Below are 24,485 nucleotides of genomic sequence, written 5' to 3' on the forward strand. Positions count from 1 at the left end.
CGGTCCGGCAGTGCCGCCGGGGCCGTGACGGCGGTGTGCTCACATGGACCCCGTGCGCTGGTCCGTGGTCGTCCCGGCGAAGCGGCTCGGCGCGGCCAAGACCCGCCTGCACCCGCTGACCGGCGGGCCTGCCGCGGGCGACCGGCACGCGCTGCTGGTGCTGGCCCTGCTGGCCGACACGGTGGCCGCCGCCCGCGCCTGCCCGGCGGTCGACGTCGTCGTCGTGGTGACCGACGACGACCGTGCCGCCGCCGCGGTCGCGGCGCTGGGGGCGCGCACGGTCCCCGACGCACCCGACCGCGGCCTCAACCCCGCCCTGGCCCACGGCGCGGGCGCCGCGGCGGCCGCGGCGGTCGCCGCGCTGTCGTCGGACCTGCCGGCGCTGCGCCCGGCCGAGCTGGCGGCCGCGCTGGCCGCCGCCGAGGGCGCGCCCCGCGGCTTCGTCGCCGACGCGGCCGGTACCGGGACGACCCTCCTGACCGCGGCCGGCGTCCCGCTGGACCCGCGCTTCGGGCGCGGGTCGGCCGCCGCGCACGCCGCCGCCGGGGCGGTGCCGCTGGCCGGGGACTGGCCGGGCCTGCGCCGCGACGTCGACACTCCCGCCGACCTCGCCGCGGCCGCCGCCCTGGGTGTGGGCCCGGCGACCGCGGCCCTGCTCCCCCGGCTGCTGCCCCGCACCGGCTGAGCGACCGGCCGCGCGTCCTCCGCCGTTCACCCGGGTGCGGCACGATGACGCCGTGGCAGCGGAGACGACGACAGCCGGCACGACGCGCACGCCGCAGGACGAGGAGCCGGGGCTGCCCGCCGACCGCTTCCTCAACCGGGAGCTGTCCTGGCTGGACTTCAACGCGCGGGTGCTGGAGCTGGCCGAGGACGCGACGCTGCCGCTCCTGGAGCGGGTGAAGTTCCTGGCGATCTTCGCGGGCAACCTCGACGAGTTCTACATGGTGCGCATCGCCGGGCTGAAGCGGCGGCAGAGCACCGGGCTGACCGTCCGCTCCCCCGACGGGCTGACCATCCGCGAGCAGCTGGCGCGGGTCACCCAGCGCACCCAGGAGCTGGTGCACCGGCACGCGGTGGCCTTCGAGCAGGACGTCACCCCGCGGCTGGAGGCGGCCGGCATCCGGATCGTGCACTGGTCGGACCTGGCCGAGCCCGAGACACGGCGGCTGCGGGAGTACTTCCGCGACCAGGTGTTCCCGGTGCTCACGCCGCTGGCGGTCGACCCGGCGCACCCGTTCCCCTACATCAGCGGCCTGTCGCTCAACCTCGCCGTCTCGGTGCGCGACCCCGACACCGGCACCCCGCACTTCGCCCGGTTGAAGGTGCCCAACAACGTGCCGCGGTTCGTGCCGGTGGGGGGCGGCCCGGCGCAGGACCCGGGCGCCCAGACGACGTTCCTGCCGCTCGAGGACCTCATCGCCGCGCACCTGACCGCGCTGTTCCCGGGCCTCGACGTCGTCGACCACCACCTGTTCCGGGTCACCCGCAACGCCGACCTCGAGGTGGAGGAGGACCGCGACGAGGACCTGCTGCAGGCCCTCGAGCGGGAGCTGGCCCGCCGCCGGTTCGGCCCGGCCGTGCGGCTGGAGGTGACCGAGACGATGGACCCGCAGATCCTGTCGGTCCTCGTCTCCGAGCTGGAGGTCAGCCCCGAGGACGTCGTCACCGTGCCCGGGCTGCTCGATCTGGCCTCGCTGTGGGCGCTGTACGGCCTCGACCGGCCCGAGCTGAAGGACGAGCCGTTCGTGCCGGCCACCCACCCGCGGCTGTCGGAGGGCGAGACGCCGAAGAGCGTGTTCGCCACCCTGCGCGAGGGCGACGTGCTGGTGCACCACCCCTACCACTCGTTCGCCACGAGCGTGCAGCGCTTCATCGAGCAGGCGGCGGCCGACCCGCACGTGCTGGCGATCAAGCAGACCCTCTACCGCACCTCCGGCGACTCGCCGATCGTCACCGCGCTGATCGAGGCCGCCGAGGCCGGCAAGCAGGTCGTGGTGCTGGTGGAGGTCAAGGCGCGCTTCGACGAGGAGGCCAACATCACCTGGGCGCGCTCGCTGGAGCGGGCCGGCTGCCACGTCGTCTACGGGCTGGTGGGCCTGAAGACCCACTGCAAGACCGCGCTGGTGGTGCGCCGGGAGAGCGGGGTCATCCGCCGCTACGTGCACATCGGGACGGGCAACTACAACCCCAAGACGGCGCGGCTCTACGAGGACCTGGGCATCCTCACCGCCGACCCGCGGGTGGGCGCCGACCTCACCGACCTGTTCAACACGCTCACCGGCTACTCGCGGCAGACCACCTACCGGCAGCTGATGGTCGCGCCGCACGGCATCCGCACCGGGCTGGTGGACAAGATCCGCCGCGAGGCGCGGCACGCGGCCGAGGGCCGGCCGTGCGGCATCCGGGTCAAGGTCAACTCGCTGGTCGACGAGGGGGTCATCGACGCGCTCTACGAGGCCGCGCAGGCCGGCGTCCCCGTGGAGCTGTTCATCCGCGGGATCTGCGCGCTGCGGCCCGGCGTGCCCGGGTTGTCCGAGGGCATCCGGGTGCGCTCGATCGTCGGCCGCTTCCTGGAGCACTCGCGGGTGATGGCCTTCTGCAACGGCGGCGAGCAGGAGTGGTGGATCGGCAGCGCCGACCTCATGCACCGCAACCTCGACCGCCGCGTCGAGGTGCTGCTGCGGGTGTGCGACGAGACCGCCCAGCGCGAGCTGCAGCGGGTGTTCGACGCCGCGATGGCCCCCGGGGTGGCCTGCTGGGAGCTCGGCCCGGAGGGCGGCTGGACCCGCAGCCGCGGGCGCGACTACCAGGCCGCGCTGACGGCCGCGGTGACCGAGCATGCCGGCTGAGGGCGGCCGCGGGGTCGTCGCCGCGGCCGGGGGCGCCGTGTGGCGGACGGCGGACGGCGGGGGGCTGGAGACCGCGCTGGTGCACCGAGAGCGCTACGACGACTGGTCGCTGCCCAAGGGCAAGCTCGACGCCGGGGAGAACGCGCTGGCCGCCGCCGTCCGGGAGGTGCGGGAGGAGACCGGCCTCGACGTCGTCGCCGGCCGGCGCAGCCTGCGCACCCGCTACACCGTCGCCGAGGGCGCCAAGCACGTCGACTACTGGCTGATGCAGGCCGTCGGCGAGCCCCGCGACTTCACGCCCAACCACGAGGTGGACGAGCTGCGCTGGCTGCCGGTCGGCGAGGCAGCCGAGCTGGTCACCCACGACCACGACCGGGCGGTGCTGGCCGACCTGGTGCGCACCGACGTGCCGCGGGTGCCCCGGCTGCTGCTGGTGCGGCACGCCAAGGCGGGCAGCCGCAGCGACTGGGACGGCCCCGACGACGAGCGGCCGCTGGAGGCCCAGGGCCGGCGGCAGGCCCGGCAGCTGGCCGAGGTGCTGCCGGTGTTCGGCCCCGTCGAGCTGCTGAGCGCCGCGCGGGTGCGCTGCCGCCAGACGCTGGAGCCGCTGGCGCTGCGCACCGGGCTGCCGCTGGGCGACCTGCCCGAGCTGGGCGAGGAGGAGTTCTCCGCCGACCCGGAGGCCGCGCTCGCCGTGGTGGAGCGGCTGCTGGCCCCGCGCGGGGCCCCGGGGGTCAGCGTGGTGTGCAGCCAGGGCGGGGCGATCCCGTCGGTGCTCGTGGCCCTCGGCGTCCGCTGGGAGGGCACCCGGCTGCACCCGCCGGCGGCCAAGGGCAGCGTCTGGGCGCTGGGCGGCCGGCCGGGGGCCCTGGCCGCCGACTACTACCGCGACCTGGGCCCCGACCCCGACGCGCCCTGACACCGCGGTCCTCCCGGACCGCACCGCGGCCACGCACGGTCCCCGGCCACCGCTGAGCCGCTGCGTCGCTCGATCGCGGGACCCTCCGGGCCCCACTCCTCGCGACAGGTCGTCAGGCGGGAAGCGCCGGGAGGGCCTTCGGCAGCCAGGCCGGACGGCGGGACTCGTAGTCCTCGACCTCGGCCAGGTGGCGCTCGGTGAGGCCGACGTCGTCGAGGCCCTCGAGCAGCCGCCAGCGGGTGTACTCGTCGACCTCGAACGGCACGGTGACCTCGCCGTAGGAGACCTGCCGGGCCTGCAGGTCGACGGTCACCGCGGTGGCCGGGTCGGCCTCGACCGCGGCCCACAGCGCCTCGACGTCGGCCTGCGGCAGCACGACGGTGAGCAGGCCGGACTTGGTCGAGTTGTTCTTGAAGATGTCGGCGAACCGCGAGCTGATGACGACGCGGAAGCCGCCGTCGAGCAGCGCCCAGCACGCGTGCTCGCGGGAGGAGCCGGTGCCGAAGTCGGGGCCGGCGACCAGGATCGAGGCGCCGGCGTACTGCGGCTGGTTGAGCACGAAGTCCGGCTCGTTGCGCCGCCAGGCGACGAACAGCCCGTCCTCGAAACCGGTGCGGGTGATCCGCTTGAGGTACTCGGCCGGGATGATCTGGTCGGTGTCGACGGCGCTGCGGCGCAGCGGGGCGGCGGTGCCGGTGTGCGTGGTGAACGGCTGCATCGGGCTCAGGCTCCAGCGCTGGTCAGGTCGGCGGACTGCAGGTCGGCGGGGGCGGTGAGCCGCCCGGTGAGCGCGGTGGCGGCGGCCACGGACGGCGAGACCAGGTGGGTCCGCCCGCCCTTGCCCTGCCGGCCCTGGAAGTTGCGGTTGCTGGTCGAGGCCGACCGCTCCCCCGGCTGCAGCTGGTCGGGGTTCATGCCCAGGCACATCGAGCACCCCGCACCCCGCCACTCCGCACCGGCCTCGGTGAACACGCGGTCGAGCCCCTCGGCCTCGGCCTGCAGCTTGACGCCGACCGACCCGGGGACGACGAGCATCCGGGTGTGCGCGTCGATCCTCCTCCCGCGCAGCAGCTCGGCCGCCGTCCGCAGGTCCTCGATGCGGCCGTTGGTGCAGGAGCCGAGGAAGACGGTGTCCACCTCGATCTCGCGCAGCGGCGTGCCCGGGGTCAGGCCCATGTAGGCCAGCGCCTGCTCGGCGGCGCGGCGCTCGTTCTCGTCGGTCATGGCGGCCGGGTCGGGCACCGACCCGCCGATGGGCAGCCCCTGGCCGGGGTTGGTGCCCCAGGTGACGAACGGGGTGAGCTCGGCGGCGTCGAGGACGACCTCGGTGTCGAAGACCGCGCCCTCGTCGGTGCGCAGCGTGCGCCAGTGCGCGACGGCGGCGTCCCAGTCGGCGCCCTGGGGGGCGTGCGGGCGGCCCTGCAGGAAGTCGAACGTGGTCTGGTCGGGGGCGATCAGCCCGGCGCGGGCGCCCGCCTCGATCGACATGTTGCAGATCGTCATCCGGGCCTCCATCGACAGCGCCTCGATGGCGCTGCCGCGGTACTCGATGACGTGGCCCGCGGCGCCGTTGGTGCCGATCCGCGCGATGACGGCGAGGATGACGTCCTTCGCCGACACGCCCTCCGGCAGCCGGCCCTCGACGGTGACGGCCATCTGCTTCGGCCGGTACTGCGGCAGCGTCTGGGTGGCCAGCACGTGCTCGACCTCGCTGGTGCCGATGCCGAAGGCCAGCGCCCCGAAGGCGCCGTGCGTGGAGGTGTGGCTGTCGCCGCAGACGATGGTCATCCCCGGCTGGGTCAGCCCCAGCTGCGGGCCGATGACGTGCACGATGCCCTGGTCGCGGTCGCCCATCGGCGCCAGCCGGATCCCGAACTCCGCGGCGTTGGCCCGCAGCGCCTCCACCTGCGCCCGGCTGACCGGGTCGGCGATCGGGGCGAGGACGTCCAGGGTCGGGACGTTGTGGTCCTCGGTGGCCATGGTGAGGTCGGGCCGGCGGACCGTGCGGCCGGCGGCGCGCAGGCCGTCGAAGGCCTGCGGGCTGGTCACCTCGTGCACGAGGTGGAGGTCGATGTAGAGCAGGTCGGGCTCACCCTCGGCACTGCGCACGACGTGGGCGTCGTAGACCTTCTCCGCCAGGGTCTTCGGCACGGGTCCCTCCCGGGGTGGCATCTCATTGTGTGGGATGAGAGTATCGCTGTGTGGGACAGCCTAACCCCGTCGCCGTGCTGGACAAAGCGGTGGCCATCCTGCGCGCCGTCGCCCAGGAGCCGGCCACGCTCGCCGACCTGGTCGCGCGCACCGCGCTGCCCCGCGCCACGGCGCACCGGCTGGCCGTCGCGCTGGAGGGTCACCGGCTGCTGCGGCGCACCTCCGCGGGCACGTGGGCGCCGGGTCCGGCGCTGGCCGAGCTCGGGCACGGCAGCGCCGACCTCGCGCAGCTGGCCGGCCGGCCCCTGCTGGCGCTGCGCGACGCGAGCGGGGAGAGCGCGCAGTTCTACGTCCGCGAGGGCGGCACGCGGGTGTGCGTGGCGGCGGCCGAGCGGGCGCACGGGCTGCGCGACACGGTGCCGGTCGGCGCGCGGCTGCCCATGACGGCGGGCTCGGCGGCGCACGCGCTGCTGGCGTTCGCGCCGGCCGAGGAGGTCACGCCGCTGCTGCCCGGCGCCAGCTTCACCGCCCGCACGCTGCTCGACGTCCGCCGGCGGGGGTGGGCGCACAGCGTGGCCGAGCGCGAGCCCGGGGTGGCGTCGCTGTCGGCGCCGGTGCGCGACCCGGGCGGCGCGGTGCTCGGGGCGGTGTCCATCTCCGGTCCGGTCGAGCGGCTGGGCCGCCGTCCGTCGCCGGAGGTGGTCGGCGCCGTCCTCGAGGCCGCCTCGGCGATCGCCCGCGCCGCGAGCTGAACCGCCACCCGCGCGGGACCCGCCCGGCGCAGACTGCCCCCATGACCGCCACCGGGCGCACGCCGCGCGGCCGGGCCCGGCTCGCCGGGCCCGGGGAGGGCGTCGGCCTCGACGAGCTGGCGCTGGCCACCCGCAACCACGGGATGCCGCTGGAGGCGCTGCGGTACGACGTCACCCCGCCGGGCCTGCACTACGTGCTCACCCACTACGACGTCCCCGCCGTCGACCCGGGCGGCTGGGCGCTGGAGGTCACCGGCGCCGTGGAGCGCCCGCTGCGGCTGGACCTCGACGCGCTGCGCCGCCGTCCGGCGGTGACCGCGCAGGTGCTGCTGGAGTGCGCCGGCAACGGCCGCGCCCGGCTGGAGCCGCGGCCGCGGGGGGTGCCGTGGCTGCTCGAGGCGGTGGGCAGCGCCGCGTGGACGGGCACGCCGCTGGCCCCGCTGCTGGCGGAGGCCGGTGTCACCCCCCGCGCCGTCGACGTCGCGTTCACCGGTGCCGACCACGGCGTCGAGCGCGGCGTGGAGCAGGACTACGCCCGGGGCCTGCCGCTGGCCGAGGCGCTGCGCCCCGACGTGCTCCTGGTCTGGGGCATGAACGGGGCGCCGCTGCCGCCGCAGCACGGCGCACCGGTGCGGCTGCTGGTCCCCGGCTGGTACGGGATGGCGCACGTGAAGTGGCTGACCCGCGTCGAGGTGCTCGACCACCCCTTCACCGGCTTCCAGAACGCCGTGGCCTACCGGCTGCGGACCGAGGCGCACGAGGCCGGCGTGCCGGTGACCCGGATCGCGCCCCGCGCGCTGCTCGCCCCGCCCGGCTTCCCCGACCTGATGACCCGCGAGCGCTTCCTGCGCCCCGGCCCGGTGACGCTCACCGGCCGCGCGTGGTCCGGCCGCGCCCCCGTGACCGGGGTCGAGGTCAGCACCGACGGCGGCGCGACCTGGACCCCGGCCGAGCTGGCCCCCGCCGACCCGGCGCACCCCTGGGCCTGGCGGGCGTGGACCTGCCCGTGGGACGCCCGCCCGGGCGCCCACGAGCTGGTCGTGCGCGCCGCCGACGCCGAGGGCCCCCAGCCGGTGGAGCAGCCCTGGAACCGCCAGGGCGTGGCCAACAACCAGGTGCAGCGGGTGCCGGTGACCGTCCTCGGGGACCGGCGCCCCGGCGGCTAGTGCCCCGGCGCGACCCGCCCGCTCCCGTCGTCCTCGGGGTCCTGCCGGTCCGGCGGGGCCTCGACGACGATCGGCCGCAGCCGGGACCACAGCGCGAACGCCGCGGCGAACACGAGCATCGCCAGGCCCGCCCACAGGTTGGCGTTGACGTCGCCGGTCCGCTCCTGCTCCTCCGGCGAGTTGCCGAACAGCCCCATGAGGACCAGCACGACCCCGTAGAAGCCGATCAGCGCGGCGATGACGTTGCGGACGTCGAAGGCACCGGCCGCGTGCTCGGACCGTGCGGAGCTGTTGCTGCTGCTCATGACCGGACTCCTGCCGTCAGCGGAGGATGACTCAGCGGAAGATGACATTGAGGATGATCACCATGACCAGCGCGATGCCGGCGAGCTTGGTCGGCGACTGGTACCAGGGCAGCCGGTGGGCGTCGGGGTCGGTGCGCTGCTCCTTCGGCGTCTCGGAGTAGACCAGCCCGGCGAGCTGGGCGACCGGCTTGGGCGCGGTGACCTGGCTGACCACGACGCTCACGACGATGTCGACGACGAACGCGGCGCTCGCGGCGACGAAGCTCGCGCCCTGGCCGCCGATCGGCAGCACGCCCAGCGACGCCGTCCCGAACGCGTCCTCGCTGAGGAACGCGACGGCGACCGCGGCCAGCGTGCCGGAGACCAGGCCCATCCAGCCCGCGGTCGGCGTCATCCGCCTCCAGAACATGCCGAGGATGAAGGTGGCGAACAGCGGGGCGTTGAAGAAGCCGAACAGCGTCTGCAGGTAGTCCATCAGGTTCGTGTAGCCCGACGCGATGATCGCCGTCCCGATGGCGGCCACGGTCGCGCCGACGGTCGCCCACCGGCCGACGGCGAGGTAGTAGCCGTCGGAGCGGTCCTTCTTCACGTACTGCTGCCACAGGTCGTAGCTGAAGACGGTGTTGAAGGCGGAGATGTTGGCCGCCATGCCGGCCATGAACGCCGCCAGCAGGCCGGCCAGCGCCACCCCGAGCAGGCCGTTGGGCAGGGTGTCGCGGATGAGCAGCAGGATCGCGTTGTTGTAGTCGAAGTCCGAGGCCGCCCCCTCCCGGGCCTCGATGACCTCCGGGACCAGGACCGTGGCGATGATCCCCGGGATCACCACGATGAACGGCACGAACATCTTCGGGAAGGCGCCGATGATCGGCGTGCTCCGGGCCGCCGACATCGACTTGGTCGCCATCGCCCGCTGGACCTCGACGAAGTTCGTCGTCCAGTAGCCGAAGGACAGCACGAAGCCGAGGCCGAACACGATGCCGATCACCGACAGCACGGGGCTGCCGATGCCGGAGAGGTCCGTGGCCGGCCACGAGGTGAGCTCCTCGGCCCGGCCCGCGTCGGTCACCCGGTCGACCAGCCCGCCGACCCCGCCGACCCGGTTGAGGCCGATCAGCGTCAGCGGCAGCAGCGCCGCGACGATGACGAAGAACTGCAGCACCTCGTTGTAGATCGCCGCCGACAGCCCGCCGAGGGTGATGTAGCTGAGCACGACGGCCGCCGCGACGATCAGCGACAGCCACAGCGGCCAGCCCAGCAGCGCCTCGACGATCGTGGCCAGCAGGAACAGGTTGATGCCGGCGATGAGGATCTGCGCGACGGCGAAGCTCAGCGCGTTGACCAGGTGCGCTCCGGTGCCGAACCGGCGGCGCATGAACTCCGGGACGCTGCGGACCTTCGACCCGTAGTAGAAGGGCATCATCACCACGCCCAGGAACAGCATGGCCGGGACCGCGCCGATCCAGAAGTAGTGCATGGTGCTCATGCCGTACTGCGCGCCGTTGGCCGACATGCCGACGATCTCGACGGCCCCGAGGTTGGCCGAGATGAACGCCAGGCCGGTCACCCAGGCGGGCAGCGAGCGGCCCGAGAGGAAGAAGTCCAGGCTGTCGGACACCCGCCGGCGGGCGGCGGCGCCGATCAGCAGCACGACGGCGAAGTAGGCGGCCACCAGCAGGTAGTCGACGAACGTCGCGTCCAGTCTCAGATCGTCCACTCAGGCCTCCAGTCGGTCGGGTCGGGACAGTCGCCGGGCACCCGCGGAGGGGACCACGACGTAGGAGCGGGGGGCGCCGGCGTGCTCGGCGACGGCGGTGCCGACGGCGTCGACCGCGGCGGCGTCGACCAGCGCGACAGCGCTGCCGCCGAAGCCCCCGCCGACCATCCGGGCGCCGTACGCGCCGGCGGCCAGCGCCGCCTCGACGACGGCGTCGAGCTCGGGCACCGAGACCTCGAAGTCGTCGCGCAGCGAGGCGTGGCCGGCGGTGAGCACGGGGCCCACCTCGCGCGGGTCGGCGCCGGCGCGCAGCAGGCGCACGACCTCGGCCACGCGGGCGTCCTCGGTGACGACGTGGCGGGCGCGGCGCAGCAGCACCGCGCCCTCGTCCGTGCCGTCGTCGAGCGCGGCCAGGCCGGCCACGTCCGGCACGTCGCAGAGCAGGTCGACGCCGAGCCGGCGGGCGGCCTCCTCGCACTGCCGGCGGCGCTCGCCGTAGCCGCTCTCGGCGTGGTCGTGCGTGGTGCCCGAGTCGACGACGAGCAGCGCCAGCCCGGCGCCCTCGAGGTCGAGCGGCACCTGCTCCCACGTGCGGTCGCGGGTGTCGAGGTGCAGCGCGTGTCCGGCGGTGCACAGCACCGAGGCCGACTGGTCGAGGATCCCGGTCGGCGCGCCGACGAAGTCGTTCTCGGCCCGCCGGGCGACGTCGACGAGGTCGTCGGGGCCGAGGTCGAGGCCGTGGAGGTCGCGCACGGCGAGGGCCACGGCGCACTCGAGCGCGGCCGAGGAGGACAGCCCCGCGCCGGCCGGGACGTCGCCGTCGACGAGGAGGCTCAGCCCGCCGGGCACCGACCCGCGCACCTGGTGGACGACGCCGGCCGGGTAGCCGGCCCAGCCACCGGGTGTGCCGGGGGTGAGGTCGGCGACCGCGACGTCGGCGTCGCCGCCGGGGTGCTGCGCGGAGACCAGCACGAGGCGGCCGTCGTCTCGGCGGGCGGCGGCGGCGCGCACGGTGTGCGGGAGGGCCACCGGCAGCACGTGGCCGCCGTTGTAGTCGGTGTGCTCGCCGATGACGTTCACCCGGCCGGGCGCGGCCCACACGCCCTCGGGCGCGGCGCCGAAGCGCTCGGCGAACGCCGCGGACGCCGCGCGGGCGGCCGCCTCGTCGCCGGCCGGCGCGCCGCTCACGGGACCTCCACGGCACGCAGCTGCTCGGCGACGTCCTCGGGGTTGGTGTCGGTGATGAAGGCGCCCATCCCCGACTCCGAGCCCGCCAGGTACTTGAGCTTGCCCGGCGCGCGGCGCAGCGAGAACAGCTGCAGGTGCAGCCACCAGTCCTCCCGCCCCTCGTGCACCGGGGCCTGGTTCCAGGCGGCGATGTAGGGCATCGGGGTGTCGAAGCGGTGCGCGAAGCGGCCCAGCACGTCGAGGTAGAGCGCGGCCAGGTCGTCGCGCTGGGCGTCGTCGAGGGCGGGCAGGTCGGGCACCCGGCGGGTCGGGAACAGCTGCACCTCGTAGGGCCAGCGGGCCGCGGCCGGCACGAACGCCACCCAGGAGTCGTTGGCCGCCACCACCCGCGGGCCGCCGCGCTCGGCCTCGACCAGCTCGGCGAACAGGTCGCCGCCGGTCGTCTCCCGGTGCCGGCGCACCGAGGCCAGGACCTTCGCCACGCGCGGTGTCACGAAGGGGTAGGCGTAGATCTGCCCGTGGGGGTGCGACAGCGTCACCCCGATCTCCTCGCCGGAGTTCTCGAAGCAGAACACCTGCTCGACGCCGTCGAGGGCGCCCAGCTCGGCGGTGCGCTCGGCCCAGACGTCGACGACGAGGCGGGCCCGGTCGCGGCCGAGGCCGGCGAAGTGCTGGTCGTGGTCGCTGGTGAACAGCACGACCTCGCAGCGGCCCAGACCCGGGCGCAGCTCCGCCAGGGGGGCGCCCGGGGCGTGCGGGGGCACGTCGCGGTCGACCGAGGTGGCCAGCGACGGGAAGCGGTTCTCGAAGACGACCACCTGGTAGCCGTCCTCGGGCACCTCGGTGGGCCGGTCCGGGCGCGAGGGGTCCAGCGGGCACTGGTCGGCCGGCGGCAGGAAGGTGCGGGTCTGCCGGTGCGCGGCGACCACCACCCACTCCCCCAGCAGGGCGTCCCAGCGCAGCTGCGAGCGGGTGCTCACCGGCGGCAGGTCGCGGGTGTCGCGGGCCGGGTGCCGGGCGGGTGAGCCGTCGGCGTCGTAGTAGAGGACCTCCCGGCCGTCCGCCAACCGGTCGCTCGTCCGGATCACCGTCGTTCCGCCTCCCGTTCCCGGCCCGCGGGTGGGCCCTGCGAACGCTATGCCCGGTGGTGATCTCCAGCCACTCGGGCTCGGCCGGACAGCACGAGAGCCCCCGGCCGGGTGGCCGGGGGCTCTCGCTGCGCTGTAGCCCCGAAGGGATTCGAACCCTCGCTACCGCCGTGAGAGGGCGGCGTCCTGGACCGCTAGACGACGGGGCCGGACGGGTCCATGGTGCCACGGGCGTGGCCGCGGGCCGCCACCGGGTCGTGGGACGGCGAGAGCCCCCGGCCGGGTGGCCGGGGGCTCTCGCTGCGCTGTAGCCCCGAAGGGATTCGAACCCTCGCTACCGCCGTGAGAGGGCGGCGTCCTGGGCCGCTAGACGACGGGGCCGTGCGGTGGTGCGGGTGGTGCTGAGGAGGTGGTGCTTCCTCGCTGGGGTACCAGGACTCGAACCTAGACTAACGGAACCAGAAACCGTCGGGCTGCCAATTACCCCATACCCCAAGGCTTGGCCGGCACCTCACGGCGCCGGGGACGACCATACCCGATGTCCGCGGGGGCGGTGTCACCACCCCCGGGTCCGCGGGTCGCCGGCGGGCAGGCGCAGGTCGCGGGCCGTCGTGCGGAGCTCCGGGCGCAGCGTGCGCCGCGAGGCGGCGACGAGGGCCACGTAGCCGCCCATCGCCAGGAGCGTGAGCAGCAGGTACAGCAGGCCGGTGCCCGCCGGCACCTCCTCGGTGGCGACGTCGTCGCCGAGCGTCCCGGCCAGGCAGAACACCAGCACGTTGTTGACCGCGTGCAGCACGATGGCCGCCTCCAGCCCGCCGGTGAGCCACACCACGGCCGAGGCGGCCAGGCCGAAGACGAAGCGGTCGAGGAAGGTGGCGACGTCGCCGGGCGCGTGCGCGGCCGAGAACAGCGCCGCGGTGACCACCGCGGCGACCAGCGCGCCCGCCCGCGGGGTGCGGATCCACCCGGCGACCGCCTGGCTGAGGTAGCCCCGGAAGACGTACTCCTCGGCGGCCGACTGGAGCGGCGTGGTGAGCACCACGACCAGCAGCAGCCACACCAGGTCGTCGACCGGCCCGCTCGCGCCCCCGTCGCCGAGCGCCAAGCCCAGCAGCACCGACAGGCCGATGCCCACCCCGAGCGTGGCCAGCGCGCGCAGCGTGAAGGGGGCGAACAACCGCCAGCGCAGCCGCGCGAGCACCGACGCCGACCAGCCCGGGCTCATCCCGTGCGCGGCCACCCACATCAGCCAGACGATCGGGATGGCGACGATGAGCGAGAGGTTGGTCACCAGCAGCACGCCGGGGTCGACCAGGTCGAGCAGCTCGAGGTCGGGCTCGACGCCGGTGAGCAGCGTCACCAGGACGACGACGAAGGCGGCCACCGAGTAGGCGACGGTGAACAGCAGCAGGCCCAGCAGCGGCCGCCACCACGCCCAGTCGCGGGCGCGCATGGCCAGCAGGAAGGGCACCGGCTCGTCGTGCGGCGGCGTCCCCGGCGGCGGCGCGAGCCGGACCCCCGGCGGCAGCGGCCCCGGGCCCGCGGGACCGTGCGGTCCGGGCGGGAGGGGCACCGGCCCCAGCGGCCAGGGCACCGGCCCGGCGGGCGCCGCGGCCCCCGCCGGCGTCCCCCACGCCGGCGGCCCACCGGGACCGCCGGCGTACGTGCCGGGCACCCGGGGCGGCGCGCCGTAGGGGGCGGTGGGCGGTGGCCCGGTGTAGGGCTCCCCGTCCCAGCCACCGGGGCCGGGCGGGAGGGTCACCCCACCGTCCCCCGGGCCGCGGCCAGGCGGGCCAGCGTGCGCTCGCGGCCCAGCAGCTCGATCGACTCGTACAGCGGCGGGGAGACGGTGCGGCCGCTGACGGCCACCCGCACCGGCCCGAAGGCCTGCCGCGGCTTGCGGCCCAGGCCCTCGACCAGCGCCGCCTTGAGCGCCTGCTCGATCGCCGCGGTGGCCCACTCGTCGAGGCCGCGCAGCGCGTCCGCGGCGGCGTCGAGCACCGCGCCGTCCTCGGGCCGGAGGTTCTTCGCGGCGGCGGCCGGGTCGATCTCCACCTCGTCGACGAAGAGGAAGCCCAGCAGGCCGACGACGTCGGAGAGCACCACGCTGCGCTCCTGCGCCAGCGGGGCGATGGCGCGCAGCACCCGGTCCTGCTCGGGCGCCGGCGGGTCGCTCACCAGGCCGGCGCCGGCGAGGAAGGGCACCGCCCGCTCGACGAACTCCTCCACCGGCAGCTCGCGCAGGTGGGTGGCGTTGATCGCCTCGGCCTTCCTCAGGTCGAAGCGGGCGGGGTTGGCGCTGACCCGGGTGACGTCGAAGGCCTCGGCCATCTCCGCCATCGAGAACACGTCGCGGTCCTCGGCGATCGACCAGCCCAGCAGCGCGAGGTAGTTGGCGAAGCCCTCGGGCAGGAAGCCGCGCTCCCGGTAGACGTCGACGTTGGACTGCGGGTCGCGCTTGGACAGCTTCTTGCTGCCCTCGCCGGTGACGTAGGGCAGGTGGCCGAAGCGCGGGGTGCCGCTCGCCACCCCGACGTCCTGCAGCGCGGCGTACAGGGCCAGCTGGCGGGGCGTCGAGGGCAGCAGGTCCTCGCCGCGCAGGACGTCGGTGATGCCCATCAGGGCGTCGTCGACGGGGTTGACGAAGGGGTACAGCGGCACGCCGTTGGCACGGACGACGACGAAGTCGGGCACGGAGCCCGCGGCGAAGCGGACCTCGCCGCGCACCAGGTCGGTCCAGGCGAGGTCGGCGTCGGGCATGCGCAGGCGCAGCACCGGCTCGCGTCCCTCCGCCCGGAAGGCGGCCTTCTGCGCGTCGGTCAGGAGGCGGTCGGCGTTGTCGTAGCCGAGCTTGGGGTCCTGCCCGGCGGCCAGCCGCCGCGCCTCGACCTCCTCGGGCGTGGAGAAGGACTCGTAGACGTGCCCGGCCCCGACCAGCTTCGCGGCCACCTCGCGGTAGACGTCGTGGCGCTGCGACTGCCGGTAGGGCCCGTGCGGGCCGCCGACCTCGGGGCCCTCGTCCCAGTCCAGGCCGAGCCAGCGCAGGCTGTCGAGCAGGTGGCGGTAGGACTCCTCGGAGTCGCGCGCGGCGTCGGTGTCCTCGATGCGCAGCACGAGGCTGCCGCCGGTGTGGCGGGCGTGCGCCCAGTTGAACAGGGCCGTCCGCAGCAGGCCCACGTGCACCGTGCCGGTCGGTGAGGGGCAGAAGCGGGTGCGCACCGGTGCGGTCACCGGGCGCCGCCCGCGGTGGAGGCGGTGTCGGCGCCGCTGACGCCGTTGACCAGCGAGCCCAGCCCCTCGATCGCGCACTCGACCCGCTGGCCGGGCCGGATCGGGCCGACGCCGGCCGGGGTGCCCGTGAGCACCACGTCGCCGGGCAGCAGCGTCATGACCTGGGAGATGTAGGAGACCAGCGTCGGCACGTCGAAGAGCAGCTGGCTCGTGCGGCCGGTCTGCCGCGGCTCGCCGTCGACGGTGCAGGTGACGCCGAGGTCGGCCGGGTCCTTGCCCAGGGCGCCGAGGTCGGTCTCGATCCACGGGCCGAGCGGGCAGAAGGAGTCGAAGCCCTTGGCGCGGGTCCACTGCCCGTCGCTCTTCTGCATGTCCCGCTCGGTGACGTCGTTGGCGATCGTGTAGCCGAAGACGCTGCCCGCGACCTGCTCGGGGGCGAGGTTGCGCGCACCGCGGGCGCCGATGACGACGGCGAGCTCCACCTCGTGGTGCACGTTGGTGCTGCCCGGCGGGATGCGGATGGCGTCGCCCGGGCCGATGACCGACGTCGAGGGCTTGAGGAACAGCAGCGGCCGCTCGGGGGCGTCGCCGGTGTTCATCTCCTTGACGTGCTCGGCGTAGTTCTTGCCGACGCAGACCACCTTGCTCGGCAGGATCGGCGAGAGCAGCCGGACGTCGGCCTGTGGGAAGCGCTGGCCGGTGAAGGAGATGGTGCCGAACGGGTGGCCCTCGATCTGGGCGACCTGGCCGTCCCCGTCGAGGACGCCGAAGGACATGCCCGAGGGCGAGGCGAAGCGGACGATGCGCACGGCGTCGAGGCTACTGACCCCGCGCGGACCCGCCGCCCGCCCTACGGTGACCGGGTGGCCTGCCGCCTGAGCGAGATCGTCGTCGACAGCCGGGACCCCGAGGCCCTGGCGGCGTGGTGGGCGCAGGTGCTCGGCTACCGGGTGCTCGGCCGCGACGACGACGGCGCGGTGGAGATCGGCCCGGAGGCCGGCTTCGGCGGCGCGGCGCCCACGCTGCTCTTCACCCCGGTCGAGCACTGGGAGCCGGCGAAGCCGCGGCTGCACCTCGACGTCAACGCCACCGACCGCGACCAGGACGCCGAGCTGCAGCGGCTGCTCGACCTCGGGGCCACGCGCGCCGACGTCGGGCAGACCGGCGAGGAGTCCTGGCACGTGCTCGCCGACCCGGAGGGCAACCCGTTCTGCCTGCTGCACCGCCGTCTCGACCCGCTGTGACCCCGAGGAGAGTCCCGTGATCCTGATCGTCATCAAGTTCCCCGTCCGCCCCGACAGGATCGACGAGTTCCGGGCGCACGCGGACGAGTACGCCGCGGCGGTGAACGCCGAGGAGGGCAGCCTGTTCTTCGAGTGGTCGCGCAGCGTCCTCGACCCGAACACCTTCGTCTGCATCGAGGGCTTCCGGGACTCCGACGCCGGCGCCTCGCACGTGGCCACCCCGCACGCGAAGGCCGCCTTCGACTGGATGTCGGACCTGGTCGCCGAGCAGCCGCAGATCATCTACGTCGACACCCCCGACGTCAGCGGGTTCGGCCCGATGGGCGAGGTGAAGCCGAGGACCTGACACCCGTCGGTGGCCCTCCCCCGTCCCGGCAGAGGGCCACCGGTGTGTGTTGACCGGGCCGCGGCGACGGCGCGAGAGTGACCGGGTGACCCGCGCGCTCGCGGTGCTGACCCTGCTGGCGCTGCTCACCGTCGCGGTCGAGTCCACCGACGACCCGCACCCACTGCTCGCCGTCGCCCTCGGGACGACGTACGCCGCGCACGCCCTCGTCGCGCTGCCGTGGCTGTCCCGGCAGCCGGTCCCCCGCCGGTACTGGCTCACCGCCGCGCACGTCTGCCTCCAACTGCCGCTGGGCGTGCTGCTGTTCGGCGCGGCGCACGCCGGCGTCGGGGCGACCCTGCTGCTGCTGGTGCTCGTGGCCCAGTGCGTGCTGCTGCTCCCCCTGCCCGGCGCCGCGCTCGTGACCCTCCTCGTCCCGCTGGTGCACCTGGGCATGGGCTGGGCCGACTTCGCCCGCAACGCCGTCGGCCTGCTCGGCGCCGCCGTCTTCACCGCCGTCGTCACCGCGCTGCTGGAGGAGGCCCAGCGAGCGCGGGCCGAGCTCGCGGAGGCCAACGAGCAGCTGCGCGGGCACGCCGCCCAGGCCGCGGAGCTGGCGACCACGCGGGAGCGCAACCGCCTCGCCCGCGACATCCACGACGGCCTCGGCCACCACCTGACCGTCGTGCAGATGCAGGTGCAGGCCGCCCGCGCGGTGCTGCCCACCGACCCGGGCCGGGCCGACGCCGTGCTCGCCAAGGCCCAGCAGCAGGCGAGCGAGGCGCTGGCCGAGGTGCGCCGGTCGGTCGCGGCGCTGCGGGAGCACCCGGCGGCCCCGCCGCTGCGCGCCGCGCTGGAGACGCTGACCGAGGAGTCCGCGGCCGCCGGCGTCCCGGCGACCCTGGAGGTCCACGGCACCGAGCGGGAGCTGCCGGCGGAGACGTCGGAGTCGCTCTTCCGGTCGGCCCAGGAGGGGCTGACGAACGTCCGCAAGCACGCCTGCGCCACGAGCGCCCGGGTGGTGCTGACCTACGGCGGCGACGGCACGGTGCGGCTGGCGGTCCGCGACGACGGCCGGGGCCTGCCCGCCGCCGCGGGCGCCGGGGACGCGCCGACCTTCGGCCTGCTCGGGCTCCGGGAGCGTGCGGCGCGGGTCGGCGGGCGGGTGACGGTGGGGTCCTCCGGGTCCGGCACCGAGCTGCTCGTCGAGGTGCCGGGGTGAGCGCCGTCCGGGTGCTGGTGGTCGACGACCAGGCGCTGTTCCGCGAGGCGCTGGTGACCCTGCTGGGCGCGCGGCCCGAGGTCGAGGTGGCCGGGGAGGCCGGGGACGGGCACGAGGCCCTGGTGCGGGCGGCCGGGCTGCGGCCCGACGTCGTCCTCATGGACCTGCACATGCCGGTCCTCGACGGCATCGGCGCGACCCGGCGGTTGCGCGTCGAGCAGCCCGGCGTCCGCGTGCTGGCGCTGACCACCTTCGACGACGACGAGGACGTGTTCGCGGCGCTCCGGGCCGGCGCCGTGGGCTACCTGCTCAAGGACGTGTCCGCCGACCGGCTCGTCGAGGCGGTGCTCGCCGCCGCCCGCGGGGAGTCGGTGCTGCAGCCGTCGGTGGCGGCCAAGGTCGTGGCCCGCCTCGCCCAGCTCGACGACGCCCCCCGGCCCCGGCCGCAGCCGCTGGTGGTGCCCCTGTCGGACCGCGAGCTCGCCGTCCTGCGGCTGGTGGCCGACGGGCGCAGCAACCGGGAGATCGCCGCGGCGCTGTTCCTGGCCGAGGGCACCGTCAAGAACCACGTGACCAACGTGCTGGGCAAGCTCGGCGCGCGCGACCGCACCCAGGCGGCGCTGCGCGCCCGCGCCCTCGACCTCCTCTGAGCAGGGGTCACCCCGGACCGTGACCGGGGAGCGTGACCTCCGGCACCTGGCAGGGCCGTCGCCCGGCCCGACCCTCCCTGCATGACCACGACGCAGACCCCACCGCAGCACACCCGCGCCCGGCGCACCTGGCACCTGGTCCGCCACTACCTGGAGATGGTCGTCGCGATGCTCGTCGGCATGGTCGCGCTCGGCCCGCTCGAGCAGCTGGTCTGGCCCGGGCTGGACGACCGGGTGGACGTCCACGCGGTGGTCATGGCGACCAACATGGCGATCGGGATGGGCGCCTGGATGCGCGTCCGCGGGCACTCCTGGCCGGCGATCGCCGAGATGTCGGCGGCGATGTACGTGCCCTTCGCCGTCCTGCTGGTGCCCTTCTGGGCCGGCGCGCTCTCCGGCGACACCCTGTTCACCGCCGGGCACCTGCTCATGCTGCCGGCCATGGCACTGGCCATGTGGTGGCGCCTCGACGAGTACGCCCACCACTGACGACCCGGTGGTGTGCGCCCGTGGCGTGTCCCGGTGAGGGGGTGCGCCGCGGGCGCACACCACCCCGTCAGCGGTGGCGCCGCCACCACCGGCGAGGTGGCCCCGGCACCGGCTGCGCGGCGGACGGCGCCTCCGCGGCCCGGCGCTGGTAGGCGGTGAGCAGCTCGCGGAGCAGCCGCTCGTACTGCGCCCGGCCGAAGCGGAACCCGAGGAGGGGCCCGTACTCGTCCGGCGCGGGGGCGAACGGCTCGACGTCGTCCTGCCAGCCGACGTCACGCCACTCCACCGCGTCGTCCCCGACCCGGACCCGGGCACCGAGTGCCCGGCAGCTCAGGTCCTGGTCGACCGGGCACACGAGCAGCGCCACCCGGCCGTCCCGGAGGTCACCCGCCCCCTCGCCCAGGAGCGCCCGCAGGCCGGCCACGGCCGAGGACGGGTCCTCCGGCCACAGCCGGCTCATCTCGACCGGCAGGTCGGCCACGCCCCACCGGTCGGCCACCAGCCGCCGCAGCGGCACACCGTCGACCGTCCAGTCCTCGAACGCGGTCGGGCGCTCGTGCGGCCGACGGGCCGCCAGGTCGACGGTCGAGGTCGTGGCCGGAGCGACCCCCAGGACCTGCACGGCGCCGGCCACCGGGTTCAGCGGTGGCGGACGGCGTAGGTCAGGGCGTCGACCAGGGCGTGCCAGGAGGCCTCGACGATGTTGGCGTGCACGCCGACGGTGGTCCACTCCCCCACGCCGTCGGTGGTGTCGACCAGGACGCGCGTGGTGGCGCCGGTGCCGCCCTTCCAGCCCAGGATGCGCACCTTGTAGTCGGCGAGCGAGACGTCGGCGAGCCGGGGGTGGCGGCTCACCAGCGCCTGGCGCAGCGCGTTGTCCAGGGCGTTGACCGGGCCGTTGCCCTCGGCGGTGCTGATGACCCGCTCCCCGTCGACGTGCACCTTGACGGTGGCCTCGCTGACCACGTCGCCGGTGCGGCTGTGCTCGACGGAGGTCTTGTAGCTCTCCAGCTCGAACAGCGGCGGCGGCGCCTCGGGCAGCGCGGCGCGCAGCAGCAGCTCGAAGGAGGCGTCGGCGGCCTCGAACGACCAGCCCTCGGCCTCGAGCACCTTCACCCGGTCGACCACCCGGCCCACGACGTCGCCGTGCCCGTCGAGGTCGACGCCGAGCTCGCGGCCCTTGAGCTCGACCGAGGCGCGGCCGGCCATCTCGGTGACCAGGATGCGCATGTCGTTGCCGACGACGGCCGGGTCGAGGTGGTTGTACAGCTCCGGGCTCACCTTGATCGCGCTGGCGTGCAGGCCCGCCTTGTGCGCGAACGCCGAGGCCCCGACGAAGGGCTGGTGGTCGTCGGGGGCGATGTTGGCCAGCTCGGCGATGGCGTGGCTGACCCGCTGCAGCTCGGGCAGGCACCCGTCCGGGACGACGGGCAGGCCCATCTTCGTGACCAGGTTGGCCACCAGCGCGAAGGTGTCGGCGTTGCCCGCCCGCTCGCCGTAGCCGTTGGCGGTGCCCTGCACGTGGGTGACCCCCGCCTCGACGGCGGCCAGCGAGTTGGCCACCGCGCACCCGGTGTCGTCCTGGCAGTGGATGCCCAGCCGCCCGTCGACCCGTGACCGGACGTCGGCGACCACGCGGCCCACGCCCATCGGCAGCATGCCGCCGTTGGTGTCGCACAGGACGCCGACCTCGGCGCCGGCGTCGAACGCGGCCCGCAGCACCGCGACGCCGTGGTCGGGGTCGGCGGCGTAGCCGTCGAAGAAGTGCTCGCAGTCGACGAACACCCGCCGGCCGTGCGCCACCAGGTGCGCCACGGTGTCGGCGACCATCGCGAGGTTCTCCTCGAGGGTGGTCCGCAGCGCCTCGCGCACGTGCCGGACGTCGGACTTCGCGACCAGGCAGACCACCGGCGTCTCGGCGTCCAGCAGCGCCTGCACCTGCGGGTCGTCCTCGACGCGGACGCCGGCCCGGCGGGTGGAGCCGAACGCGACCAGCACCGCGTGCCGCAGCTTGAGCTCGGTGCGCGCCCGGGCGAAGAACTCGGTGTCCTTGGGCAGCGCCCCCGGCCAGCCGCCCTCGATGTAGCCGACGCCGATCTCGTCGAGCAGCCGAGCCACGGCCAGCTTGTCGGCGACGGAGAAGCTGATCCCCTCGCGCTGGGCGCCGTCGCGCAGGGTGGTGTCGAAGACGTGGAAGGAGGCGTCGGTGGCCACGGGTGCTCCCGGGTGGTCGACGGCGACCGGTGCCCCTCACACGAAGAAGACCCCCCGGGTACGGAGGGTCTGCGCGCGGTCGGGGTGCGGACCGCGCGCTAGTCGATGATGAGGGTGGTGCCGGACAGGTGCATCGCCCGGGAGTGTAGCCCCGGTCACCGGCCTCACCCGGCGGTGCCCGACCTCACCGCGCGGTGCGAGGTCGGGCACCACGGGATGCGGTCCGGTTGCTCAGCCGCCGGCGAGGGCGGCCAGGCGGTCGCCGACCTCCGCCGTCCGCACCGGCTGCTGCGGGTCGCGGGTGGACAGGTCGAAGGCGACCGCGGCGTTGACCTTGCGGGCCTGGTCGGCGCGGCCGAGGTGCTCGAGCAGCAGCGCGACCGACAGCACGGTGGCGGTCGGGTCGGCGACCCCCCGCCCGGCGATGTCGGGCGCCGATCCGTGCACCGGCTCGAACATCGAGGGGTTGGTGCCCGAGGCGTCGAGGTTGCCGCTGGCGGCCAGCCCGATGCCGCCGGTCACCGCCGCCGCGACGTCGGTGACGATGTCGCCGAAGAGGTTGTCGGTGACGATGACGTCGTAGCGGCCCGGGTCGGTGATGAAGAACATCGAGGCCGCGTCGACGTGCTGGTAGGCGACCGTGACCTCGGGGAACTCCGCGCCGACCTCCTCGACCGTGCGCGACCACAGCGACCCGGCGTGGGTGAGCACGTTGGTCTTGTGGATCAGCGTCAGGTGCCGGCGCGGGCGGGCGGTGGCCCGCTCGAAGGCGTACCGCACGACCCGCTCGACGCCGAAGGCGGTGTTGAGGCTGACCTCGGTGGCCACCTCGTGCGGGGTGTCGCGGCGCAGCACCCCGCCGTTGCCGACGTAGGGGCCCTCGGTGCCCTCGCGGACGCACAGCATGTCGATCTCGCCGGGGTCGGCCAGCGGGCTGCGCACGCCGTCGTAGAGCTTGGCCGGGCGCAGGTTGACGTGGTGGTCGAGCTCGAAGCGCAGCCGCAGCAGCAGCCCGCGCTCGAGGATGCCCGGCGGCACGCCGGGGTCGCCGATCGCGCCGAGCAGGATCGCGTCGTGGCCGCGCAGCTCGTCGAGCACCGAGTCCGGCAGCAGCTCGCCGGTGCGCTGCCAGCGGGTGGCGCCCAGGTCGTACTCCGTGGTCTCGAGGTCGGGGACGACCCCGCCCAGGACCTTGAGACCCTCGGCGACCACCTCGGGGCCGATGCCGTCTCCCGCGATCACTGCCAGGCGCATGGCGACGACCCTAGGTCAGCGGGGGTCGAGGTCGGCGCTGCGGGCCTCGCGCGCGCCGATGCGGCCGGCGATGTCGGTGAGCAGGTCGGCCGGTACCGGGCTGTCGACGGTGACGGCCATGAGCGCCTCGCCGCCGCGGGTGGTGCGGCTGACCTGCGCGCCGGCGATGTTGACGCCGGCCTCCCCGAGCGCCGCCCCGACCGTGCCGACGACGCCGGGCCGGTCGGTGTAGACGAAGAACAGCAGGTGGCCGGAGAGGTCGAGGTCCATGTCGAAGCCGTCGACCTCGACCAGCTTGGGCACCTGGTTCTTGCCGAACAGGGTGCCGGAGACGGCGATCTCGCGGCCGTCGGCCATCGCGCCGCGCACCCGGACCAGGTTGCGGTAGTCGGGGCTGTCCAGGTCGCTGGTGAGCGCGACCTCGAGGCCCCGCTGCCCGGCGAGCAGCGGGGCGTTGACGTAGGTGACCTGCTCCTCCACGACGTCGGAGAAGACGCCCTTGAGCACGGCCAGCTGCAGCACCGAGTCGTCGAACTCGGCGAGCTTGCCGTGCACCTCGACGGTCACCGACTGCGCCAGCCCGCCGGCGACCGCGGTGAACACGGTGCCCAGCTTCTCCGCCAGCGGCAGCCCGGGACGGACGTCCTCGGCGACGACGCCGCCGGCCTGCACGTTGACCGCGTCCGGGACGAACTCGCCCTGCAGGGCCAGGCGCACCGAGTGGGCGACGGCGGTGCCGGCCTTGTCCTGCGCCTCCGTCGTCGAGGCGCCCAGGTGCGGGGTGACCACGGTGTTCGGCAGGCCGAACAGGGGGCTGTCGGTGCAGGGCTCCCGCGCGAAGACGTCCACGCCGGCCGCGCCGACCTGGCCCGACCGCAGCGCGTCGGCGAGCGCTGCCTCGTCGACCAGCCCCCCGCGGGCGGCGTTGACGACGATCACGCCGCGCTTGGTGGTGGCCAGCTCCGCGGCCCCGATGAGCCCGAGGGTCTCCGGGGTCCTGGGCAGGTGGATGGTGAGGAAGTCGGCCTCGCGGAGCAGCTCCTCCAGCGACACCATCCGCACACCGAGCTGGGCGGCGCGGCCGGGCTGGATGTAGGGGTCGTAGGCGATCAGCGTGGTGTCGAAGGCGGCCAGCCGCTGGGCCACCAGCTGGCCGATGCGGCCGAGGCCGACGACTCCGACCACCTTGCCGGCGACCTCGACGCCGGTGAACTGCGACCGCTTCCAGGCGCCCTCGCGCAGCGACGCGTCGGCGGCCGGGATCTGGCGGGCGGCGGCCAGCAGCAGGGCGACGGCGTGCTCGGCGGCGCTGACGATGTTCGACGTCGGTGCGTTGACGACCATGACGCCGCGCTCGGTGGCCGCGGCGACGTCGACGTTGTCCAGGCCGATGCCGGCGCGGGCGACCACCTTGAGGCCCGGTGCCGCGGCGAGCGCCTCGGCGTCGATCTGCGTGGCGCTGCGGACCAGGACCGCGGCCGCGTCCGCCAGTGCCGGCAGCAGGGCGGACCGGTCGGTCCCGTCGACGTGCCGGATCTCGACGTCGTCACCGAGCACCTCGAGCACGCTGGGGGCCAGCTGCTCGGCGATCAGGACGACGGGAGCGCTCTGGGTCACGGGATCACAGCCTAGGGACGGCCGGGGCCGCTCCCCTCCTCCGCCCCGCGCCCCACGGCCGGTCACGGGCCGGAAACGCGGTGTCCCAGGAGCCACGACACCGC

23 protein-coding genes and 3 tRNA genes are annotated in these 24,485 nt (G+C 75.1%); 10 read left to right on the forward strand and 16 right to left on the reverse strand.

From position 1 onward, the window contains the following. Positions 1-43 precede the first annotated feature (43 nt). Genes cofC through BLQ97_RS00485 form a run of 3 tightly spaced genes read left to right on the forward strand, consistent with a single transcriptional unit; the run spans position 44 to position 3,771 of the window. On the forward strand, positions 44-685 hold the full coding sequence (cofC, locus tag BLQ97_RS00475) for a 2-phospho-L-lactate guanylyltransferase (protein ID WP_091362395.1): 642 nt from the start codon (positions 44-46) through the stop codon (positions 683-685). 52 nt (positions 686-737) lie between these two features. After that, a complete protein-coding gene (locus tag BLQ97_RS00480) occupies positions 738-2,852 on the forward strand; it encodes an RNA degradosome polyphosphate kinase (RefSeq protein ID WP_217636998.1) in 2,115 nt (704 codons plus the stop codon). Further along, entirely contained in the window at positions 2,842-3,771 is a 930-nt protein-coding gene (locus BLQ97_RS00485) for an NUDIX hydrolase (protein WP_091362397.1), read from the forward strand. The genes BLQ97_RS00480 and BLQ97_RS00485 overlap by 11 nt, the downstream gene beginning before the upstream one ends. A gap of 112 nt (positions 3,772-3,883) precedes the next feature. Here the strand turns inward: BLQ97_RS00485 and leuD are convergent, their stop codons facing one another. Beyond that, a complete protein-coding gene (leuD, locus tag BLQ97_RS00490) occupies positions 3,884-4,489 on the reverse strand; it encodes a 3-isopropylmalate dehydratase small subunit (RefSeq protein ID WP_091362398.1) in 606 nt (201 codons plus the stop codon). A 5-nt stretch (positions 4,490-4,494) separates the two neighbouring features. Then, on the reverse strand, positions 4,495-5,922 hold the full coding sequence (gene leuC, locus BLQ97_RS00495; RefSeq protein ID WP_091362399.1) for a 3-isopropylmalate dehydratase large subunit: 1,428 nt from the start codon (positions 5,920-5,922) through the stop codon (positions 4,495-4,497). Positions 5,923-5,996: 74 nt separating this feature from the next. On the opposite strand from leuC, the gene BLQ97_RS00500 reads away from it, so the two are divergent. Both BLQ97_RS00500 and BLQ97_RS00505 read left to right on the forward strand, forming a co-directional pair. Continuing rightward, positions 5,997-6,674, forward strand: coding sequence for an IclR family transcriptional regulator (locus tag BLQ97_RS00500; protein WP_245691689.1), 678 nt, complete (start codon positions 5,997-5,999; stop codon positions 6,672-6,674). A gap of 41 nt (positions 6,675-6,715) precedes the next feature. Further along, positions 6,716-7,840 (forward strand): sulfite oxidase, encoded by a 1,125-nt coding sequence (locus BLQ97_RS00505; protein ID WP_091362401.1) that lies wholly within the window; start codon positions 6,716-6,718, stop codon positions 7,838-7,840. On the opposite strand, the gene BLQ97_RS00510 is transcribed toward BLQ97_RS00505, so the two are convergent. From BLQ97_RS00510 to BLQ97_RS00555, 10 genes are all read right to left on the reverse strand, one after another. Beyond that, positions 7,837-8,145: a hypothetical protein gene (locus BLQ97_RS00510; RefSeq protein ID WP_091362402.1), complete on the reverse strand. Its 309-nt coding sequence runs from the start codon at positions 8,143-8,145 to the stop codon at positions 7,837-7,839. The two genes, BLQ97_RS00505 and BLQ97_RS00510, sit on opposite strands and share 4 nt — an antisense overlap. Before the next feature lie 31 nt (positions 8,146-8,176). Next, the gene (locus tag BLQ97_RS00515; protein WP_091362403.1) at positions 8,177-9,859 is read right to left on the reverse strand and encodes a sodium:solute symporter family protein; all 1,683 of its coding nucleotides are present in this window, start codon (positions 9,857-9,859) and stop codon (positions 8,177-8,179) included. Further along, positions 9,860-11,047, reverse strand: coding sequence for a galactokinase (galK, locus tag BLQ97_RS00520; protein WP_091362404.1), 1,188 nt, complete (start codon positions 11,045-11,047; stop codon positions 9,860-9,862). After that, positions 11,044-12,135: a galactose-1-phosphate uridylyltransferase gene (gene galT / locus BLQ97_RS00525; RefSeq protein ID WP_217636999.1), complete on the reverse strand. Its 1,092-nt coding sequence runs from the start codon at positions 12,133-12,135 to the stop codon at positions 11,044-11,046. Before galT ends, galK begins: the two co-directional genes overlap by 4 nt. A 136-nt stretch (positions 12,136-12,271) precedes the next feature. After that, positions 12,272-12,344, reverse strand: a tRNA-Glu gene (locus tag BLQ97_RS00530). A gap of 99 nt (positions 12,345-12,443) precedes the next feature. Next, positions 12,444-12,516, reverse strand: a tRNA-Glu gene (locus tag BLQ97_RS00535). Between the two features lie 42 nt (positions 12,517-12,558). Further along, positions 12,559-12,630 (reverse strand) — tRNA-Gln (locus BLQ97_RS00540). Positions 12,631-12,691: 61 nt separating this feature from the next. Next, complete coding sequence (locus BLQ97_RS00545; protein WP_091362405.1) at positions 12,692-13,897, reverse strand: CPBP family intramembrane glutamic endopeptidase; 1,206 nt, start codon at positions 13,895-13,897, stop codon at positions 12,692-12,694. Beyond that, on the reverse strand, positions 13,894-15,366 hold the full coding sequence (gene gltX, locus BLQ97_RS00550; RefSeq protein WP_091362406.1) for a glutamate--tRNA ligase: 1,473 nt from the start codon (positions 15,364-15,366) through the stop codon (positions 13,894-13,896). Before gltX ends, BLQ97_RS00545 begins: the two co-directional genes overlap by 4 nt. Further along, positions 15,363-16,175, reverse strand: coding sequence for a fumarylacetoacetate hydrolase family protein (locus tag BLQ97_RS00555; RefSeq protein ID WP_091362407.1), 813 nt, complete (start codon positions 16,173-16,175; stop codon positions 15,363-15,365). Before BLQ97_RS00555 ends, gltX begins: the two co-directional genes overlap by 4 nt. Before the next feature lie 54 nt (positions 16,176-16,229). Here BLQ97_RS00555 and BLQ97_RS00560 point away from each other — a divergent pair, with 54 nt between their 5' ends. The 5 genes from BLQ97_RS00560 to BLQ97_RS00580 all read left to right on the forward strand — a co-directional run bounded on the left by BLQ97_RS00560 (position 16,230) and on the right by BLQ97_RS00580 (position 19,296). Continuing rightward, the gene (locus BLQ97_RS00560) at positions 16,230-16,610 is read left to right on the forward strand and encodes a VOC family protein (protein ID WP_091362408.1); all 381 of its coding nucleotides are present in this window, start codon (positions 16,230-16,232) and stop codon (positions 16,608-16,610) included. Positions 16,611-16,626: 16 nt separating this feature from the next. Further along, positions 16,627-16,956, forward strand: a complete 330-nt coding sequence (locus BLQ97_RS00565) for a putative quinol monooxygenase (protein WP_091362409.1) — start codon at positions 16,627-16,629, stop codon at positions 16,954-16,956. A gap of 85 nt (positions 16,957-17,041) precedes the next feature. Beyond that, a complete protein-coding gene (locus tag BLQ97_RS00570; protein ID WP_091362410.1) occupies positions 17,042-18,157 on the forward strand; it encodes a sensor histidine kinase in 1,116 nt (371 codons plus the stop codon). Then, positions 18,154-18,807 (forward strand): response regulator, encoded by a 654-nt coding sequence (locus BLQ97_RS00575; protein ID WP_091362411.1) that lies wholly within the window; start codon positions 18,154-18,156, stop codon positions 18,805-18,807. The genes BLQ97_RS00570 and BLQ97_RS00575 overlap by 4 nt, the downstream gene beginning before the upstream one ends. 81 nt (positions 18,808-18,888) lie before the next feature. Beyond that, on the forward strand, positions 18,889-19,296 hold the full coding sequence (locus BLQ97_RS00580; RefSeq protein ID WP_091362412.1) for a hypothetical protein: 408 nt from the start codon (positions 18,889-18,891) through the stop codon (positions 19,294-19,296). 67 nt (positions 19,297-19,363) lie between these two features. Here BLQ97_RS00580 and BLQ97_RS00585 read toward each other — a convergent pair whose 3' ends face one another. From BLQ97_RS00585 to serA, 4 genes are all read right to left on the reverse strand, one after another. Next, complete coding sequence (locus BLQ97_RS00585) at positions 19,364-19,918, reverse strand: hypothetical protein (protein ID WP_175471539.1); 555 nt, start codon at positions 19,916-19,918, stop codon at positions 19,364-19,366. Between the two features lie 17 nt (positions 19,919-19,935). Then, complete coding sequence (cimA, locus tag BLQ97_RS00590; protein WP_091362413.1) at positions 19,936-21,510, reverse strand: citramalate synthase; 1,575 nt, start codon at positions 21,508-21,510, stop codon at positions 19,936-19,938. 231 nt (positions 21,511-21,741) lie between these two features. After that, complete coding sequence (locus tag BLQ97_RS00595) at positions 21,742-22,764, reverse strand: 3-isopropylmalate dehydrogenase (RefSeq protein WP_091362414.1); 1,023 nt, start codon at positions 22,762-22,764, stop codon at positions 21,742-21,744. 15 nt (positions 22,765-22,779) lie between these two features. After that, entirely contained in the window at positions 22,780-24,381 is a 1,602-nt protein-coding gene (serA, locus tag BLQ97_RS00600) for a phosphoglycerate dehydrogenase (RefSeq protein ID WP_091362415.1), read from the reverse strand. Positions 24,382-24,485 lie beyond the last annotated feature (104 nt).

The sequence above is a fragment of the Geodermatophilus telluris genome (genome assembly GCF_900102745.1).
GTDB classification, from domain to species: Bacteria; Actinomycetota; Actinomycetes; order Mycobacteriales; family Geodermatophilaceae; genus Geodermatophilus; species Geodermatophilus telluris.

Excerpts from the sequence above, each read along its gene's own strand:
- cofC (WP_091362395.1), top strand. The coding sequence starts at position 44 with ATGGACCCCGTGCGCTGGTCCGTGGTCGTCCCGGCGAAGCGGCTCGGC.
- BLQ97_RS00485 (WP_091362397.1), top strand. The coding sequence starts at position 2,842 with ATGCCGGCTGAGGGCGGCCGCGGGGTCGTCGCCGCGGCCGGGGGCGCC.
- leuD (WP_091362398.1), bottom strand. The coding sequence starts at position 4,489 with ATGCAGCCGTTCACCACGCACACCGGCACCGCCGCCCCGCTGCGCCGC.
- BLQ97_RS00505 (WP_091362401.1), top strand. The coding sequence starts at position 6,716 with ATGACCGCCACCGGGCGCACGCCGCGCGGCCGGGCCCGGCTCGCCGGG.
- BLQ97_RS00510 (WP_091362402.1), bottom strand. The coding sequence starts at position 8,145 with ATGAGCAGCAGCAACAGCTCCGCACGGTCCGAGCACGCGGCCGGTGCC.
- BLQ97_RS00580 (WP_091362412.1), top strand. The coding sequence starts at position 18,889 with ATGACCACGACGCAGACCCCACCGCAGCACACCCGCGCCCGGCGCACC.
- BLQ97_RS00595 (WP_091362414.1), bottom strand. The coding sequence starts at position 22,764 with ATGCGCCTGGCAGTGATCGCGGGAGACGGCATCGGCCCCGAGGTGGTC.